We start from the raw sequence: 16649 nt of genomic DNA, 5'->3' as shown, positions 1-16649 counted from the left end.
CGAACTGAATGAACAACCTAATTACTAATCTAAAAATCTAATACCATGAAAAACACACTACTATATCTATAACAGAGCATCCCGGCAAAATGTTTTAGAGATTTCATCCTGAAATTAGAAAGTTGATAAAAAACGTTTGTACGTCTCCAGCTGTCTTTCAAAACAGAAAGTTGTCTGAGATACTCTTAAACAGTTCGCTTTTAGTTGTTGATACTCCTCATCCGGTAAGTTGCTCATGGTTTGTATATTTTTAGAAAGTCGCTCATAATCTCCGGGAACCGAGACAAGGCCCAGCTGATTTTCTTTTACAATCTCCTCGCCCTCACCGCCTCCGCAAAACAAGATAGGAACACCTAACGGCAACAAATCAAATAATTTAGAAGGGACGGCCCCTCTTATACGAACCGTCAACGGGATAATGGAGGCATGGTAACGTATAAGCTCCTCACGCATCCGTTCTTTGGGTAGAGAGCCATGATAAAAGACCCCTTTATCATGCGTCCTCACATAATCCTCTATCTCCAAGGCTTGATTGCCCCCTCCAAATAAATGAAGCTCCGCTTCCATCCCTTTAAAATCGACACGCTCTATCAACTCCAGTATATTCTGTGCCACGCCCAGCAAACCGGCATAGACGATCTTGAAAGGCTTCCGAGAAGAAGAGGGGTGATTCGGTAAAACAAAACGATGTTGTAAATTCCGATACAAGAACAAGGCCTTGCCCGGTTCATACTGTTTTATATAATCCACGATCTCCTTACTCTGCCCTTGGCAGGCCGTGGCCTTACGATAAAGGAACCGCTCGATACGCCCCATCACCCTATGATAAATACCCCCCTCTTTCATGGCTCCCAGCTCCACGGCCGACAATGGCCAAAGGTCTGAGACGTTCAGTACCACCTTTTTCCGGTAGCAACAACGAAAAAGCAACATGGCCGAGGCCGCCGCCAAAACAGGAGGGGTCTGGATAATCACCTTATCATAAGATTTTATGCGCTTACGCTTGAGAGCGAAACACCAAAGGGTCGTAGCGAAAGCGCACATACTCACAAGACGGACCAACGGTTTCTTCGAGATCGAGGCATACGTCCAGTACCTGAACACCGTTATCCCGTTCACATCCTCTTTCTTGGAAAAAGTCCCCCTATATCCATCAAAGATACGTCCCTTGGGATAATTGGGTAAACAAGTCAACACATCCACTTTTATCCCTAAGCCAGACAGTCCCTCCGCCATGTTCGTAATGCGTGAGGGTGCCGCACCGATCTCTGGAAGATAAGAGGGAGAAACGATCAAGACTCTCATTCCTTTCGGTTCAAAAATTCCACGATCCTTCCGCAAGCCAATCCATCACCATAGGGATTAACCGCTTGGCTCATCGTATCGTAATAAACCGCATCATCAAGTAACGCCGATACCTCGTTCACGATCTTATCATAATCCGTACCGACCAGTTTCACCGTTCCTGCCGCAAGAGCCTCCGGACGCTCGGTCGTATCACGCATCACCAACACGGGTTTGCCCAAGCCGGGGGCCTCCTCTTGGATACCGCCGCTATCGGTCAGCACTATCGTTGATTTCTCCATCAGATAAACAAATGACAGATATTCCAATGGCTCAATGAAGAACATATTACCCAGATCCGATAGATCCTCGCCGAATACCTCATGAATCGGCTTGCGCACATTGGGATTCAAATGCATCGGATAGACAAAATCCACGCCGGGATACTTCTTCGTCAAGTCCTTGATAGCGGTACACATATGGATGAATCCATCACCAAAGTTCTCCCGGCGATGCCCCGTGATCAACACCAGTCTCTTGCCTCCAGCCAGACGGTTCACGTCATACCCCGAACGTAAAAGCACGCCTTCCAGCTCCTTGTCCAGCTCAGCGTCCGTCTTTATCTTAGTCACCACTTGACGCAAGGCGTCTATCACCGTATTGCCGGTAACCAAGATTGAGTCCGGGTTCACGCTCTCCCTCATCAAGTTCTGTTTGCTCAACCGCGTGGGTGCGAAATTATACGTGGCGATACGCCCCGTGACCTGCCGGTTCATCTCCTCCGGCCACGGGCTATAAATATTGTGGGTACGAAGGCCGGCCTCTATATGACCTACAGGTATCTGTTGGTAGAAAGCGGCCAAGGCGGCTGCCGTGCTCGTGGTGGTATCCCCATGCACCAGCACGACATCGGGTGTCGCCTCACGCAACACGTCACGCATACCGGTAAGGACACGGGCAGTCACGTCATATAAGTCCTGACCCTGCCTCATGATATTCAAATCATAATCCGGCGTGATCTCGAACAATTTTAACACTTGATCCAACATTTCCCGATGCTGTCCGGTAACGCACACGATGGTCTCGAACGACTCCGGATGTTTTTGGAACTCCTTCACCAGCGGAGCCATCTTGATCGCCTCGGGACGGGTCCCGAAGACTAACATTATTTTCCTCATTACAGCGTATTCTTCTATTTAACGAACGATTATTTCTTGAATGTCCCGCAAAAGTCCAGCACCTCCACGTCATCCCGATAATTCAACTCCGCAAACTCCCTATGATTCACCAAGAAAACCACGATATCGGCTTTCGCATAGGCCTCCTTATAAGGAGTCAACTTAAACAACTTATGCTCCGAAACGTTCGGCTCCACCACCATGATGTCAGCATTGTTGCACGATTGCAACACCTTCGTCGTTATTCCCTTGGCCGGAGACTCGCGCAAGTCATCGATATTAGGCTTGAAAGCCAAGCCCATCATTGCCACCGCCGGCTTACGCCCATGCTTCAACTCAAACCGCAGCATGGCGTTCTTCACTTTCTCCGCACACCAAAATGCCTTGTAATTATTCGTCTCACGAGCCGTCGAGATCATACGGCTCTCCATAGGAAACTCCGCCGTGATGAAGTAAGGGTCCACCGCTATGCAATGACCACCAACACCGCAACCCGGCTGTAAGATATTCACACGGGGATGCCTGTTCGCCAAATCGATCAGCTCCCACACATTGATTCCCGCTTTATCGCAGATAAACGACAGTTCATTGGCGAAAGCGATCTGTACGTCCCGGCTTGAGTTCTCGGTCAATTTACACATCTCAGCCGTCTTGCTATTCGTTGGGTGAAGCGTACCCTTCACGAACTGGCCGTAGAACTCCATCGCCTTACAGGTAGAAGCCTCGTCCATGCCGCCGATGACCCGGTCGTTATGCACCAACTCATAGATCACGTTACCCGGAAGCACCCGCTCCGGACAATAAGCGATATAGATCTTGCCCTCCAGCTCCGGCCGTTCGGAGAAAATCAAACTAGCCATCCGCTCGGTCGTTCCCACCGGCGATGTAGACTCGATCACGTACAAATCCCCCTCTTTCAACAAAGGAAGCACCATACGGGTAGCCGACTCCACGAACGATACGTCCGGCTCATGATCCCCCTTGAAAGGAGTGGGTACCACCATGAAATAAGCGTCGCTCACCTGAGGCTCGGTGTACGCCTTGAAATGTCCGGAGGCCAGTACCTCCCGCAACATCTCCTCCATACCCGGCTCGATGATATGCAATTTCCCTTGGTTGGTAACCTCCACCACCTGAGCGTTGATATCCACGCCGGCGATCTCCACCCCGTGCTTTGCGGCAATAATAGCCGTGGGCAGGCCAATATAGCCCAACCCCATGAAACATGCTTTCATAAGAAATATGTGTTAATATGATTATGTGTTATTTTCGAGATTCGGTCATTTCAAGATTCAGACCGATAAGAATAAAAAGAAGTATAGTTCTGGTAATATGCAACAAGGCTAGAAAACCGAAAGAAATGTTTGCAAATATTCTCCTCAATTTTCTATTTCATTTCTTGATAGAGAACAAATTTCCTAAGTCATTTATTAACATTGATACACAAATTTGATAAAATTATCACTTCATGTTCTCCTGTATTCTTCATAAAGTACCTATCACTTTTACCTGCACTTTTTTTTATATTTTCATATATATCTTTCAAACAAAACGAATCTAGTTCTTCATTTGAAATAAAACCCACTCCATCAACATTATCAAAAACCTCATGACATACAGGTATATCCGAAGTGATCAACGGCATCCCAAAAGCAACCATTTCACACATCATAACCCCTTGTGCGTCAGTCCGGGTTGGCATCAATGCACATTTAGCAGAATTAAGTATTGCTATCATTTCTTCATGATTCAATCTACAATCCAACCATGTCAGATTATCTGCTTTTTCATAGTATTTAAAAAATTCACCTTTTCCTATTAACAAAAAACTCAAATCAGGATTCCGTTTTGCTAATTCATTTACAATATCCACACAATATTTCGATCCATCCAAATTAGCCCTAATTGTCACAAAATCATATTGCTTTTGAGAAGAAACATCATATTCTCCTTTCTCAAACATACTCCCAACACAATTGTATGTTACAAAGTTACGACCCTCCAAACACTTTATACTTGGGTGCACCCAATAGAGAAACTCCTCCTTCATCCATCTACTCACAAAAACAAATGCTAATTTCTTATAATTTTTCTCTATATATCTACGCCATACAAAAAATTTGCATTCATCATACAAATCCCGAACATTCTCTAACAATTTATTACGTTTTACAAACGGATAAGGCACAGAATAAACCTTATTAACCTTCAACACTTCATGCCCATGAAAGAAAAGGATGATCTTTTTAAAGTAACAATCATATTTTTCAATAAAAAAATAGTGATTTCTAATATTAGGAGCATGACAAATAAGTAAATCATACTTATTTTCATTTATTATTTTATCAAAATTTTTCAAGCAAAAGACATGAATACCATCAATACTATAATCTTCATTTGCTGAAAAATTAAGTACTTCAACCTCCATACCACGTTCTTTATAATAGACATTCCTTGTTCGCACATAAGCCAAAGCCAAACCTCCTTGCAAATTTGGATAGTCAGTCACAACTACTAATACTTTCATATATATTTATAAATTCACTATTAACAAAAATAAAAGAAATTATTTATAGTAGAATAAAATTAATTTACAAAAATCACATCGAATTGTAATTAATAATACGCAAATTACGCTGTTGGAAATTTACAAGATATTTCTATTTCACCATATATAAAGATATCAATTCTTTTATTCTAAATAATATCTTTCATACAGTAACGATGTATGAAAGATATCAAATTGTTTAAATGTCTCCATACACTTTTGTCTCATACGATGAATGGTTTCATCATCAATTTCCAATGATCTTTTCAATGCTATATAATAATCCTCTTCATTACATGTTCTAGATAAAAAACCATTTACCCCATCTGTCACAGCTTCTGGAATACCTCCAACCGGAGTACATACAGGGATGCATCCAACCGACAAAGATTCCAATAAAGACATAGGCATTCCCTCCCAAATCGAAGACAGGCAAAAAATATCACTTGCACTTAAGAGATCAAGCACATCATTTCTCTCTCCTAAATACTTTATCCTATCACTAAAATATCTTTGTAAATCTGTATATATCGTCTCTTTTTGTTTCTCTCCAGCTAATAACAACACGATATCATATCCCTCCTGTTGTAATCGATAGCATACATTACAAAGCATCTGTTGATTTTTTGCTTCTGTTATTCGCCCAGGATGAAATAAGATTTTCGTATTCGATGTAATACGATATTTATCCATAGAAAAAGGCTTGACACTCGGCTTTGAAGTACCATTATAAATCAAATTACTAGGTACTCCATAAAGATCAGTAAAAGATCTTTGAGACTCTTTTGAAATCGTAATAGGTTTAATCCATCCCTTTTTAAAAAAATAACGCTTCAGTTTAAAAAGTTTCCTATCCCAACGCCCATTCTCCATCCTTGCATCAGAATGAACCGTGTAAAAGAATCTAGTCTTATTGTGTAATAAACAGATCGCTATCAGATAATAATATAAATAACCATGCATGTTTACTACATCATAATTACCTTTTACTATTACACGATAAACTTTCCATAAATATTTCAAATTTACTCCAGGCGATTTTTTATGAGTGGAACAAGTTAATACACGACTATCTAAACGATGAAAAAAGATATCTTCCTCACGAGGTTCATAAATGGAGCAAAAAGACACCTTATGTCTCTTTACCATCTCATTAGAAAGCCCCACTACAACAGCTTCTATTCCCCCACTTCTCAATGCCATATGTATTTGTAATATATTCATATATTTAATATAACAATTTATCAATTAACATAACAATAGAACTATCATACAAAAAATCAAAATCTAAGACATTCGAATAATGCATTACAAGACGTTTCCACAGCAAATAAAAAGATGCGACAATTAAATACATATATATAAACGACTTATATTTATATAATCCAAAAACTCTAAACCATAACAACGGTAATAAGATTTCAACAAAACCTAGATAACGAATTCCTAAATGCGGAACAACCAGTGTAAAATTAGCAAATGAATACACTACTAATATGAAAGCAAGCAAATATCTGTCCTGTCTCTCTAATATCATATACTTGTGCTTTATAATCCAACAAGTCATCACTAAATAATAAGTATTCAGAATTATATCAAACATTTCAGACACCCAAAACCAACCTGTTCCTTGTCGATTAAACTCCTCTATATGATCCTCGCCCATATAAGACAGAGCGACCCTCTCTAAGGATGTAGGAAGTATATCCATTCCAATCACATCTGAGACAAAAGACATCGACAAATAAGAAAAAGGATAAGACAGAAAAAATATTATCACAAGCAGTTTTTCACTCAATCTAGCGACAAAAGTTAGTGTTACTAAAAACACATAAATCCAGTATGTTACATGAATGAAAGGGGTCAATAGCAATATCAAGAAATACTTATAATTATTGTGAATAAATATTTGCAAGGAACAAAAAATAGCAAGCCATCCTGCTGTCCAAAATCTTAAACCTGTCACCGAAAATATAGGTTGAGGCATTGTAAACATTAGTACTATCATAAATCCCATAAAGCAGGATTTAAAACGCTTATCATCAAGAATAAAAGACAGTGATTTTAAATAAAAAAACGCATAGATCATCGAAGCTATCATCCAAAACACATGTTCATTGGACGAAATCTGATTCACACACCAATATAAAATATGTTCGTATAAATCTCTAAATCCAACTCCATTTATAGAATCCATTATTATTCCTTTCAACTCTACAAAACTCATATTTTTATACGAAAGGAAATTATCCGCAATGCGACTCATATCCAACTCTTCATTCTTACATTCAATACACAAGCCAAAAGCTATACAAATCAAGAAGAAGATTACCCGAGAACTTTTTGACTGAATATTTCTTAACGAATAAATAAAGGCACCAAAAGGCCAAAAGAAAAAAAGCAGATATTTGATTTTTCTATCTCTATCACTATTATTGACAAAAAAGCTCTTGTACATCATTCAAACAATTAAAAATTAACTCAACATACAAAACTTTTTTATCTTTAAATAAGCAAGTACTATTTTACCGGCCATTCTCATTCCCAAGAAGGATGAGAAGCATAAAATCCGTAAAGAGTTCATATTCAAATTTCTAATTTCAACTTTCGCTTCACGATAAACAGAATCGAGGATACCTGCTTGCCCATTGTTAAGAAGTAACAACTCGACATAAAAATTAGTGATCATCCTATCAACCTGTGGCTTAAACAATCGATTGCGTTTTCCGAATTCAAGCAAAGCCCTTGAAGACTTTACCATATCCTCCTCACAAGAATTATGAGTAGCACTAGCCAAATTCTGAAAATAGTTATAATAAATTTCTTTTGTCTGAGCAATGCGGGTAGATAAACTCATCACCCTCATAATAAAAAGCTGATCTTCTGCCAGATGAAGAGCCTCATCAAAACGTAATCGATAGGTTTTGACAATTGAAGATCGAATAAAATTCCCCCCCACACACACGATATAATGGTCTGTCCGGACAAACTCTCTCCATCCCAAGGGAACACATTCATAATTGCGCACACTAATCACGCAACCATCTTGTTCACGGATCATTTTATAAGAATATTGTAAAATATCAAGGTCATCCCTGTCCATAATACAAACGCCATTCTCAAAGCAATCCACATCAATCCAATCATCCGCATCAATAAACGTGAGAATATTACCTCTAACATTCTCCAATCCTAGGTTACGAGCACTCGATACGCCACCATTTTCTTTATGAAAAACACGTATACGAGTGTCTTTACAAGCGTATTCATCGCATATATCACCAGATTTATCTGGACTCCCATCATCAATTAACAGTAGCTCAAAATCCACAAAAGTTTGCGCCAATATACTATCTATACAGCGTACCAAATATTTCTCAACTTTATAAACAGGTACTATTACCGACAATTTAGGGTTATAATTACTTTCTTCTGTTATTACTTTCTTTAATGTAGTCATATATTTTATCTACAATCTCTGATTTACCCGAATTAAATTTCCTAGCGAATATATTATTAGACTTTTTCAAATATTCAAAATCTCCATTATCCCAGATATATGGATTGCCCCGATCCCAATCAATTTCACGCACACACATATTATGTTCCCCTGCTTCTTTGGGAATATATAAACAGTCCTTAAATCCAGAATTATACAGTAATGTTTGAATAAACATCTCATCCGCACAATAGGTATAGCAAAACATTTGCTTTATTATTTCCCGATTACTTAATATATATTCCACAAAGCTCTGTGTAACACTCACCCAATTAGCCCCTTTCTTAAAAATCACATCCTTATTCCTATTAATTCCTACCATTTTTTGAAATTTAACAGAGATTTTATTCAGCCAAACGATAAAACGCCCCCACTTGCGTCTCTCGTAGCGTACAAAGAAATAATAGTAACAGACCCTTTTATAGCATATAAAACAAGATTGCTCATCCATTATTCCAACAAACTCTTTTCCCTTGTTTTGATCAAAAAAATCATGGATATAATCATTCGATTTCAAAGGGAGATCAACCCCCGATAACAAATGATAGTAATCAAACGGCCCCTTTTTATAAGCCTCATTGAACAAGAACATTTCACATTCTATCTGACTATCCTCTCCCCAGCCTACATCCACCTTCTTAAACACATGTATATTTGAATATTTTAACTCAATAGGGGGGGTAATTTGCATTTTTTATCATAATGGATAAATATATCATTACGTTCATCATCAAGGAGCAATAACAATTTATTTAAAATATCGTACTCATTATGAGCCATAATTAAAAACGCATGTTTGGACATATTTAAAACAATTTTATATTAACCTTACGAATCAAACCAAAAACTTGACTCTTTTCTTGATCATTCATATTTATAATAAAATTTATCAATACATAAATCGCAGAGAACGCCAATATGCTGACACACAAATCAAACACAGAAATAATAGAAATATAAAATTTCAAACAAAAACAAAACGCAATTACAAACAAGGGAAACAAAGACATCCTCATCACCTGTTTCCAATACATAACAACATCAATTTCAGCTATTTTATAAAAAACAAAGTTAGAAACTAAAACATTCGACACAAAAATTGAGATAGATATTGCACATGCACATCCATAGATTCCAAAATAATTGGCAAATGGAAAAGTCAACATCAAACCTATTAATGAAATCATAATCATAGGAGCAGACCTGTATTTTAATTTATCTTTCGCCTGCAACACTACAATTCCCACATTACTAATCAAATCAAAGAAAAATGGTATCATTATGATTAGAGTAATGTAATAAGTTTGTACATAATCTTCTCCTCCCCAAAGTATAATGAATTCCTTCCCAAAAGTGATAAAACCAACAAGTATAAATGACATCACAAAATATTGCAAACGCCCCACCCGAATAAACAAATCAGAGATCTCATTTTCCGTCCCTTCTCGTGCAGCCAACGCAGTAACTTTGGGCAACAGAACACTGTTTAATGCCGTCGAGAAAGAAGTAAACAGAGACTTCAACTGAATGGCCAGCGCATAAATAGCCACTGTTGTCGCACCTCTGTAAATACCCAACACGATCTGTCCTACGCTGCTATAAAAATGAGAAACGATAGAATCCAAAAAAATCCAAAACGAATAAACTGATATTTCCCGCAAGAATCCCCAACGAAAATGTCCGAAACAAACCTTGATCCTAATCCTATAAAAACAATACCAAGCATTCACGCTTAATGTCAGCACATTGAACAAAGTAGTAACAACCACCATTGCAACAGCTTTATACCCTACGCTTAGCAATACTACCATCACTAGGGGATTCAACACTATACGAACTATATTGACCAATTTCTGAAAAACAAAATTCTCATAAGCGGTGATAACGGCTCCCCAAATACTCATCGGAAAAGTAAAAGCCAAATTAAAACACATCAACAGCATCATCACACGGATCTTCTCCAAATCCTCCGCTGTCATAGACATATCAAACAAGTGGTCTACATTGGCATAGATTCCTAATCCTATGGAAAAAGCAACAATCCCAATAAAAGAATAAAGGACAAGAAACATTCCAAACATCTCATATTGTTCCTTAACCTTCCCATCAGCCCTAAATTTAGCGGTATAACGAACAATCGCGTTTGCGAAACCTAAATCCAATATCGTCAGATAAGCGACTACGGATGCTACTAGAGAATACAAGCCATACTCATTTTGCCCCAACATCCGTAACATATATGGAGTATAAAGCAAGCCGACTATATTGTTCAGCCCAATAGAAATATAAGATAAAAAAGCTCCCGCTTTAAGTTGATTTATTGCCATAAAGGTAGTACACAAAACACTTCCATCCCGCCGACAAACCACAGGACAAAAAACGAGTGTCTTTATTTAAAATGAGTTTAAACTATATTTATCGTGATAAATTACCAAGACAAATCGCTCAGCATAATACAAATAGTAAAGTACGAATTTAAAAACTCGTATAATTTCACGTGCTTAGCTTATCAAAACACCTACCCCTCCCCCAGCACATACTTCACGATCGCCCGCCGGATATTGCGCAAGCTCTTGCCTTGCTTGAAGGGGAGCAGGGGGATGATGGCGTTGATGAATTCCTTGCTCTTGATAAGCTTGGCCGGTTCTACGCAGTCGCAAAAGACCTCGTTGAAAAGGTCGGTCAGCACCGTTTGGCAGAGGGTGGCCACATCCGGGCATTGGGCGATCCGCTTTACGAAGTCGTGACGCACCTCCTCGTCTTGGATATAGGAGGCTAATAAATCACACGGCTCAGGATCCGGCCTCACGTCTTTTTCCGAAACGACCTCCGGCTTTTCTCCCGGGTCCAAGCAAATATATTGAATGGCAAACATGGCGTTGGGCAACACCTGTATGTTCTCGCCATGGATGTGCAGCACACACGGGCTCGCTTTCTCTTCACTCATATCTTCTTCTTTTTCCTGTCACCGAATTACTTTTATGCGCAAATAACTTACCGATAGGTGCAAATAACTTACCGATAGGTGCAAATAACTTACCGGACCGTTTTTTCTCACTCTTTTACCTTTCCTTTACCAGCCTGAACTTTAAATCAAACGAGTTAATGAAAGAATGTATCATGTCCTTTTTCAACGCCCCCATCTCCAATCAAGTGCCGAGCGGCGTGACCAGTGTCAAACAGTTGCATACCTATATCACCTCCAACGAGTGGCTGAAAAAACGGACGCTCAGCGTACAGGACGCTTTGAGCGACGAGAAACGGTTCCGCAAACTGAAGCAAAACTTACTGCCATACGTCACACCGGCCGGGGTCTTCTCCTATCGCAAGGAAGACCGCCTGTTATTCCTCTCCGGAGAGTTTGTCATCGATATCGACCATCTCCCTTCACCGGAGGAGACCCTCCACTGGCGAGACACCTTGTTCGCCGATAATAAACTGAGACCGGACCTGGCTTTCGTCAGCCCAAGCACCACGGGCGTGAAACTGCTCGTCCCCTACCGGATCTCACCCAAGGCTCCCCTAGAGGAATCTTTTGATAAGGCACGGCTATCGGCATGGGAATACCTGAAATGGAAATACGGATTGAACGCGGATGCCTCAAACGCCGATCTCTCACGGGCGTGCTTCCTCTGCCATGACCCCTCCGCCAAGCTGCGGAACGGTTGAGTTGACAGTAGACAGTTGACAGTTATAATTTATAATTCATAATTCATAATTTATCATGAACCCATTAGCAGATCTAGAGCGGCTTGTCGCCGCCATCGAACACCAAGGGGCGAACATCGCTCCCACTTACCAAGAGTATATGCCGATCGCCTTCGCCACCGCCAACGATTGCGGGGAGGCGGGAAGGACGTTCTTCCATCGCATCTGCCGCCTGTCCGAGAAATACGTCTACGAAGAAGCGGACAAGCTATACGACCACGCCCTCAAAGCGGGCAACGGACGCAACGGATTAGGCTCCGTCTTTCATTGGGCCGAGATTGCCGGCGTAAAAACAGACAAGCAACTGGCCGACACCTTCCGCCAATATCCGAGGGAGAACAAACTTGCGTCTTCCAAGGAGGCGGCAAAAGAACCGGTTCCCTCATTTCCCTCAAATCCTTCAAACCTTCAAGGGGCTCTCACACCCACACACGCGCATACGTACGCACGAGAGAACTTGCCACCCGCTTTCCCGGATTATCCGTGGCCCCCGTTCATCAAGCAGATGATCGACTGCGGGAACTCCATCGCCCAGCGCGACATACTCCTGCTGGGAGTATTCACCGTACTCGGGGCCACCTTGAACAAGCGGGTACGGGTGTCATACGGACAAAAATACATGTATCCATGCCTACAAACCTTCATCGTGGCGCCTCCCGCCTCCGGAAAAGGAGCCTTGACATGGGTCAGGCGCCTAGCCGAGCCCATTCACGAGGAGATGATGGGCCACTACAAAGAGCGGATGAAGAACTACAAGGAGGAGAAGAACCGCTGGGACTCCCTCGGCAAGAAACGCTCCGAGACCCCCGAGCCGGAACAACCGCCCCTCAAGATGTTCCTTATAACCGGCGATAACTCGGGTACCGGTATCTTGGAGAACCTCATAGAGGCCGACGGCGTGGGGCTGATCTGCGAGACCGAGGCGGATACCGTGAGTACCGCCATCGGAGCGGATCACGGCCATTGGAGCGATACCTTGCGCAAATGCCACGACCATGAGCGACTGGCTTTCAACCGGCGTACCAATCATGAGTACCGGGAATGCGACGAATCCTATCTCAGCGTATTGCTGAGCGGAACCCCGGCCCAAGTGAAACCGCTGATCCCCTCGGCGGAGAACGGCCTGTTCTCTCGCCAGTTATTCTATTTCATGCCACCCATCGACGAGTGGATGGACCAATTCGATTCGGACAACGAGGATTACGGCGTACGCTTCGCCACATGGGGAACACAATGGAAACAAGTGCTGGACATGATCAACAGCTCGGTCCAAACGATCCAGCTAAAGCTATCCGATAAGCAAAAAGAGCTGTTCAACCAACGGTTCGCCCAGTTATTCTCCCACGCCGGTTACGCCTATGGAGGTTCCATGCGGAGCGCCGTGGCCCGTATCGCCATCAATACCTGCCGGATCTTGAGCATAGTAGCCCTGCTGAGAGCATTGGGGGAACTCCTCTCGCCCCAACAAAAATTTTTCAATTCTCAATTTTCCGTTTTCAATTCCCCCGGTCTCTCCCCCGCCCCGGAGATCCCCGCCGAGAACGTCAAGGACGGTATCATCCCAAAACTGGACCTACGGGTTACCGACGAGGACTTCCAAGCCGTACTCACGCTCATCGAGCCTCTATACCGCCATTCGAGCTACGTGCTGGGCTTCCTTCCGCCCATCGAGGCCCAACTCCTACAGACCACCCCCGAGCAGGCGCTTTTCAACGCTCTCCCCATGACATTCAGCCGACGGCAAGCCGTGGAGGAGGCGGCGAAGAACGGTATACCCGAGAAAACCATCGACTCCTCGCTCAAACGGATGCTGGAGAAGGGGACGCTGGTCAAGATCGCACGCGGAGAGTACGCTTTCTCCTCACGCGTGTGTGTGCGTGAGAAAGGCCCGAAGGAATGAAGGAATGAAGGAAACGCCTATACTGCCATCGCCCGTAAGCACTACCGCCGTTGCCCCGCGCCAGTATCGGCGCGGCCCGATGGCAGTACAGGCATCGCCAAACGGCTATATCGACACGGGGCGGCATCTCCTGTCAAGGACGGCCCAGATAGCGGAAGATCAGCTCCACTTGCAGCGAGGTAAAGACGCGTTGCCTCGGCCGGTAGCCTGTATTAGCAAGCTCACGGAGTAGCCTGTCGTTATATCGCATCCACTCCGCTAGCCGGTTCAGGGCCGAGACGGGGCTGATATCGGGAGCGTAGGCCACGGCCAGTTCCCGTTTGGAATAGGGCCGCACGGGCCACTCGTCGATTCGTCTGTCTTCTGTTTGCATATCGTTCGCTATTTTATTTTATCTTATTGGTATAAAGATACTTAAAATACACGAGACGAGCAACTATACATACGCTTATTATTCCGTATATTTCCTCTTTTATCACCCTTATTCATTCACCGTCGGCGGTATTCATTTCGAAAGAAACCGAATGTCGTACATTCGTTATCGAAAACAGATCGATCTCACTTTCAATTTTCAATTATCAATTTTTAATTATCAAATTTATGGCTTTAAATTACAGCGTGTCCCTTCGGACCAACCCTATCAAGAAAGACGAGCCGGCGAAAGCGTACGCCACGGCACAGATCAATGGCGAACTGTCACTCAAGCAACTGAGCCGCCGGGTATCCATGCAAACCACCGTCAGCCGCGCGGATGTGGTGGCGGTATTGATCTCCACCGTCGAGAACCTGCTCGATGCCCTCCAAGAAGGGAAACAGGTGGATTTCGGCGAGTTGGGCAAGTTCCGGCTCCAAATTCTCTCGGAAGCGGCGGAGTCGCTTGATAAATTCACATCCACCAACATCACCGGGGTCAATATCCAGTATATACCGGGCGAGGACCTGAAGAATGTCTTCGCCGGGCTGGAGTTCCAGCCCGTGGCTACCCGCAAGGCGCAGCAAGCGGTGCTACGTGCGGAGAAGGCGGGGGAGACTACCGTGGATATCTCGAAGAAGCCGGCTGCCGGGGGCGGGGATTCGGAGTCGCCTGATGAGATCTGACGTGTTACTTTTGGCTTGACCCAAATCGGTATGTCACTTTTGGCTTGACCCAAAAGTAACCAAAAGGTCAAGGCTGACGCTGACGGGCTACTTCGAGACCTACGCTCGCTGTCGCATCCCAACTCGCTGCGCTCAGACAGGGATGCTCCGGACGCTCGCTACGGTCTCTCCGCTTGACGCCCGTCCGCTGAGGCCGTCCGAAGGAAAGCGAAGCTTTCCTCTTATATCAGCCGGGATATTTTCATGTCCCAACTTATTAAATCATAATTCATAAATCTAAAATCATAAATCAATGAAAAAGTCCGTATGGAGTACCATTATCAAAGTGATCATCGCAGTAGCTACCGCCATCGCGGGGGCACTTGGCATCCAATCCTGTATTCTCTAATTTTCAATTATCAATCTTCAATCATCATGGGTAAGGCTTATTGTTTCTACCAGAATTACAGGGAGGTTCGCCTCCTTGTAATTCATTGCTCGGCTACACGCTATGACAGGGATTTTCCTGTGGAGGCGCTCCGTTCATCGCACAAGGCACGGGGATTCGCCGATATCGGGTATCATTTCTATATCACACGGGACGGGGAGCTACATCGTTGCCGACCGGTCAACCAGATCGGGGCGCACGCGGCCGGATGGAACGACCACAGTGTCGGAATCTGCTACGAGGGAGGGCTCGACGAACAGGGCCGGCCGGCAGATACCCGGACCTACGCCCAGCGGTGTACCTTGATGGACCTGTTACGGCAATTACGAAGGGATTACCCGGAGGCACGCATACTAGGGCATTACCAGCTTAGCCCCTATATCCTGAAGGCTTGCCCAGGCTTTGACGCCGGGGAGGAGTATAGGGAGCTATAATTGATGTACGATAACATCCCTGACTCCCATCACATTTTTCCAAGGTATCTCAGGGTAATTAGAGAGAAATTCTCGCTTAGTTATCTTATCCAAATTCTTTACGCTCTCGCCGACAGCCGATAATTTCATGCAAATGCTGTCCAGCAAGATCACCCCCTCATTCGAGGAGAGGAAGTCATCCGCAAACCGTATCCTCTCGCTTCGCTGGATGATTTCCTCCAACGATTCTTTCAGCAATTCGAGTATATGATAAGCTATTAGTCGTTCAAACATAGATTCCTTCACTTAATATGCGATCCTTGAAAAAGGTATCCATTCTTTCCCGTAGACGGACAATGTCAACCGGACATCCCAAGAGCTCTTCCAAATCAGCCTTTATTCCAGACAACGCAAAGAAACCATGGAGATTTCCCTCCACGTAAACATCGATATCACTCTGCTCCGTGTTCTCACCACGGGCGACAGAGCCAAATATAAGCTTTATTTGTCATCCTTACAAGAAAACAGGTAAAGAGCTGTCAGAATTTCTTACCGGACGCTTCCTCCCTCTCTCTCCGCTCCCGATTCCGGGAG

17 protein-coding genes and 1 pseudogene are annotated in these 16649 nt (G+C 43.3%); 5 read left to right on the top strand and 13 right to left on the bottom strand.

The features are described 5' to 3' along the window. Positions 1-114: 114 nt before the first annotated feature. From E5342_RS08915 to E5342_RS08870, 10 genes are all read right to left on the bottom strand, one after another. The gene (locus E5342_RS08915) at positions 115-1305 is read right to left on the bottom strand and encodes a glycosyltransferase family 4 protein (protein WP_135959225.1); all 1191 of its coding nucleotides are present in this window, start codon (positions 1303-1305) and stop codon (positions 115-117) included. Beyond that, positions 1302-2462 carry a non-hydrolyzing UDP-N-acetylglucosamine 2-epimerase gene (wecB, locus tag E5342_RS08910; protein ID WP_135959224.1) on the bottom strand — a complete coding sequence of 387 codons (1161 nt, stop codon included), beginning with the start codon at positions 2460-2462 and terminating at the stop codon, positions 1302-1304. Before wecB ends, E5342_RS08915 begins: the two co-directional genes overlap by 4 nt. 29 nt (positions 2463-2491) lie before the next feature. Further along, entirely contained in the window at positions 2492-3697 is a 1206-nt protein-coding gene (gene wecC, locus E5342_RS08905) for a UDP-N-acetyl-D-mannosamine dehydrogenase (protein WP_121736628.1), read from the bottom strand. A 188-nt stretch (positions 3698-3885) separates the two neighbouring features. Beyond that, on the bottom strand, positions 3886-4989 hold the full coding sequence (locus E5342_RS08900) for a glycosyltransferase family 4 protein (protein ID WP_057326618.1): 1104 nt from the start codon (positions 4987-4989) through the stop codon (positions 3886-3888). Between the two features lie 165 nt (positions 4990-5154). Continuing rightward, a complete protein-coding gene (locus E5342_RS08895) occupies positions 5155-6213 on the bottom strand; it encodes a glycosyltransferase family 4 protein (protein WP_158593858.1) in 1059 nt (352 codons plus the stop codon). Positions 6214-6238: 25 nt separating this feature from the next. Continuing rightward, positions 6239-7471 carry a hypothetical protein gene (locus E5342_RS08890; protein ID WP_057326616.1) on the bottom strand — a complete coding sequence of 411 codons (1233 nt, stop codon included), beginning with the start codon at positions 7469-7471 and terminating at the stop codon, positions 6239-6241. Positions 7472-7486: 15 nt separating this feature from the next. Beyond that, positions 7487-8470 (bottom strand): glycosyltransferase family 2 protein, encoded by a 984-nt coding sequence (locus tag E5342_RS08885; RefSeq protein WP_057326615.1) that lies wholly within the window; start codon positions 8468-8470, stop codon positions 7487-7489. After that, entirely contained in the window at positions 8433-9155 is a 723-nt protein-coding gene (locus tag E5342_RS08880) for a beta-1,6-N-acetylglucosaminyltransferase (RefSeq protein WP_158593857.1), read from the bottom strand. The genes E5342_RS08885 and E5342_RS08880 overlap by 38 nt, the downstream gene beginning before the upstream one ends. A gap of 160 nt (positions 9156-9315) precedes the next feature. Then, positions 9316-10836, bottom strand: coding sequence for a lipopolysaccharide biosynthesis protein (locus E5342_RS08875; RefSeq protein ID WP_135959222.1), 1521 nt, complete (start codon positions 10834-10836; stop codon positions 9316-9318). Positions 10837-11027: 191 nt separating this feature from the next. Continuing rightward, positions 11028-11456 (bottom strand): hypothetical protein, encoded by a 429-nt coding sequence (locus E5342_RS08870; RefSeq protein WP_005855752.1) that lies wholly within the window; start codon positions 11454-11456, stop codon positions 11028-11030. A 158-nt stretch (positions 11457-11614) separates the two neighbouring features. Between E5342_RS08870 and E5342_RS08865 the strand changes: the two genes are divergently transcribed. After that, positions 11615-12178: a BT4734/BF3469 family protein gene (locus E5342_RS08865; RefSeq protein ID WP_121736618.1), complete on the top strand. Its 564-nt coding sequence runs from the start codon at positions 11615-11617 to the stop codon at positions 12176-12178. A gap of 55 nt (positions 12179-12233) precedes the next feature. Continuing rightward, complete coding sequence (locus tag E5342_RS08860; RefSeq protein ID WP_135959221.1) at positions 12234-14117, top strand: DUF3987 domain-containing protein; 1884 nt, start codon at positions 12234-12236, stop codon at positions 14115-14117. A 133-nt stretch (positions 14118-14250) separates the two neighbouring features. On the opposite strand, the gene E5342_RS08855 is transcribed toward E5342_RS08860, so the two are convergent. Then, positions 14251-14490, bottom strand: a complete 240-nt coding sequence (locus E5342_RS08855; protein ID WP_121736616.1) for a DUF4248 domain-containing protein — start codon at positions 14488-14490, stop codon at positions 14251-14253. 227 nt (positions 14491-14717) lie between these two features. On the opposite strand from E5342_RS08855, the gene E5342_RS08850 reads away from it, so the two are divergent. From E5342_RS08850 to E5342_RS08840, 3 genes are all read left to right on the top strand, one after another. Continuing rightward, positions 14718-15215 (top strand): HU family DNA-binding protein, encoded by a 498-nt coding sequence (locus E5342_RS08850; protein WP_121736615.1) that lies wholly within the window; start codon positions 14718-14720, stop codon positions 15213-15215. A gap of 292 nt (positions 15216-15507) precedes the next feature. Further along, on the top strand, positions 15508-15603 hold the full coding sequence (locus E5342_RS19335; protein ID WP_005855736.1) for a smalltalk protein: 96 nt from the start codon (positions 15508-15510) through the stop codon (positions 15601-15603). 26 nt (positions 15604-15629) lie between these two features. Then, positions 15630-16076 (top strand): N-acetylmuramoyl-L-alanine amidase, encoded by a 447-nt coding sequence (locus E5342_RS08840; RefSeq protein WP_121737546.1) that lies wholly within the window; start codon positions 15630-15632, stop codon positions 16074-16076. On the opposite strand, the gene E5342_RS08835 is transcribed toward E5342_RS08840, so the two are convergent. Then, the gene (locus E5342_RS08835) at positions 16071-16349 is read right to left on the bottom strand and encodes a HepT-like ribonuclease domain-containing protein (RefSeq protein WP_135959220.1); all 279 of its coding nucleotides are present in this window, start codon (positions 16347-16349) and stop codon (positions 16071-16073) included. The two genes, E5342_RS08840 and E5342_RS08835, sit on opposite strands and share 6 nt — an antisense overlap. Continuing rightward, positions 16342-16551 (bottom strand): annotated as a pseudogene (locus E5342_RS08830) (nucleotidyltransferase family protein); the annotation flags it as partial. The gene E5342_RS08835 and the pseudogene E5342_RS08830, both read right to left, overlap by 8 nt. Positions 16552-16649 lie beyond the last annotated feature (98 nt).

The sequence above is a fragment of the Parabacteroides distasonis genome (genome assembly GCF_004793765.1).
Classification (GTDB): domain Bacteria; phylum Bacteroidota; class Bacteroidia; order Bacteroidales; family Tannerellaceae; genus Parabacteroides; species Parabacteroides distasonis_A.
Note: the sequence above shows the minus strand (reverse complement) of the source record. Positions and strands in the feature narration are given on the sequence as shown.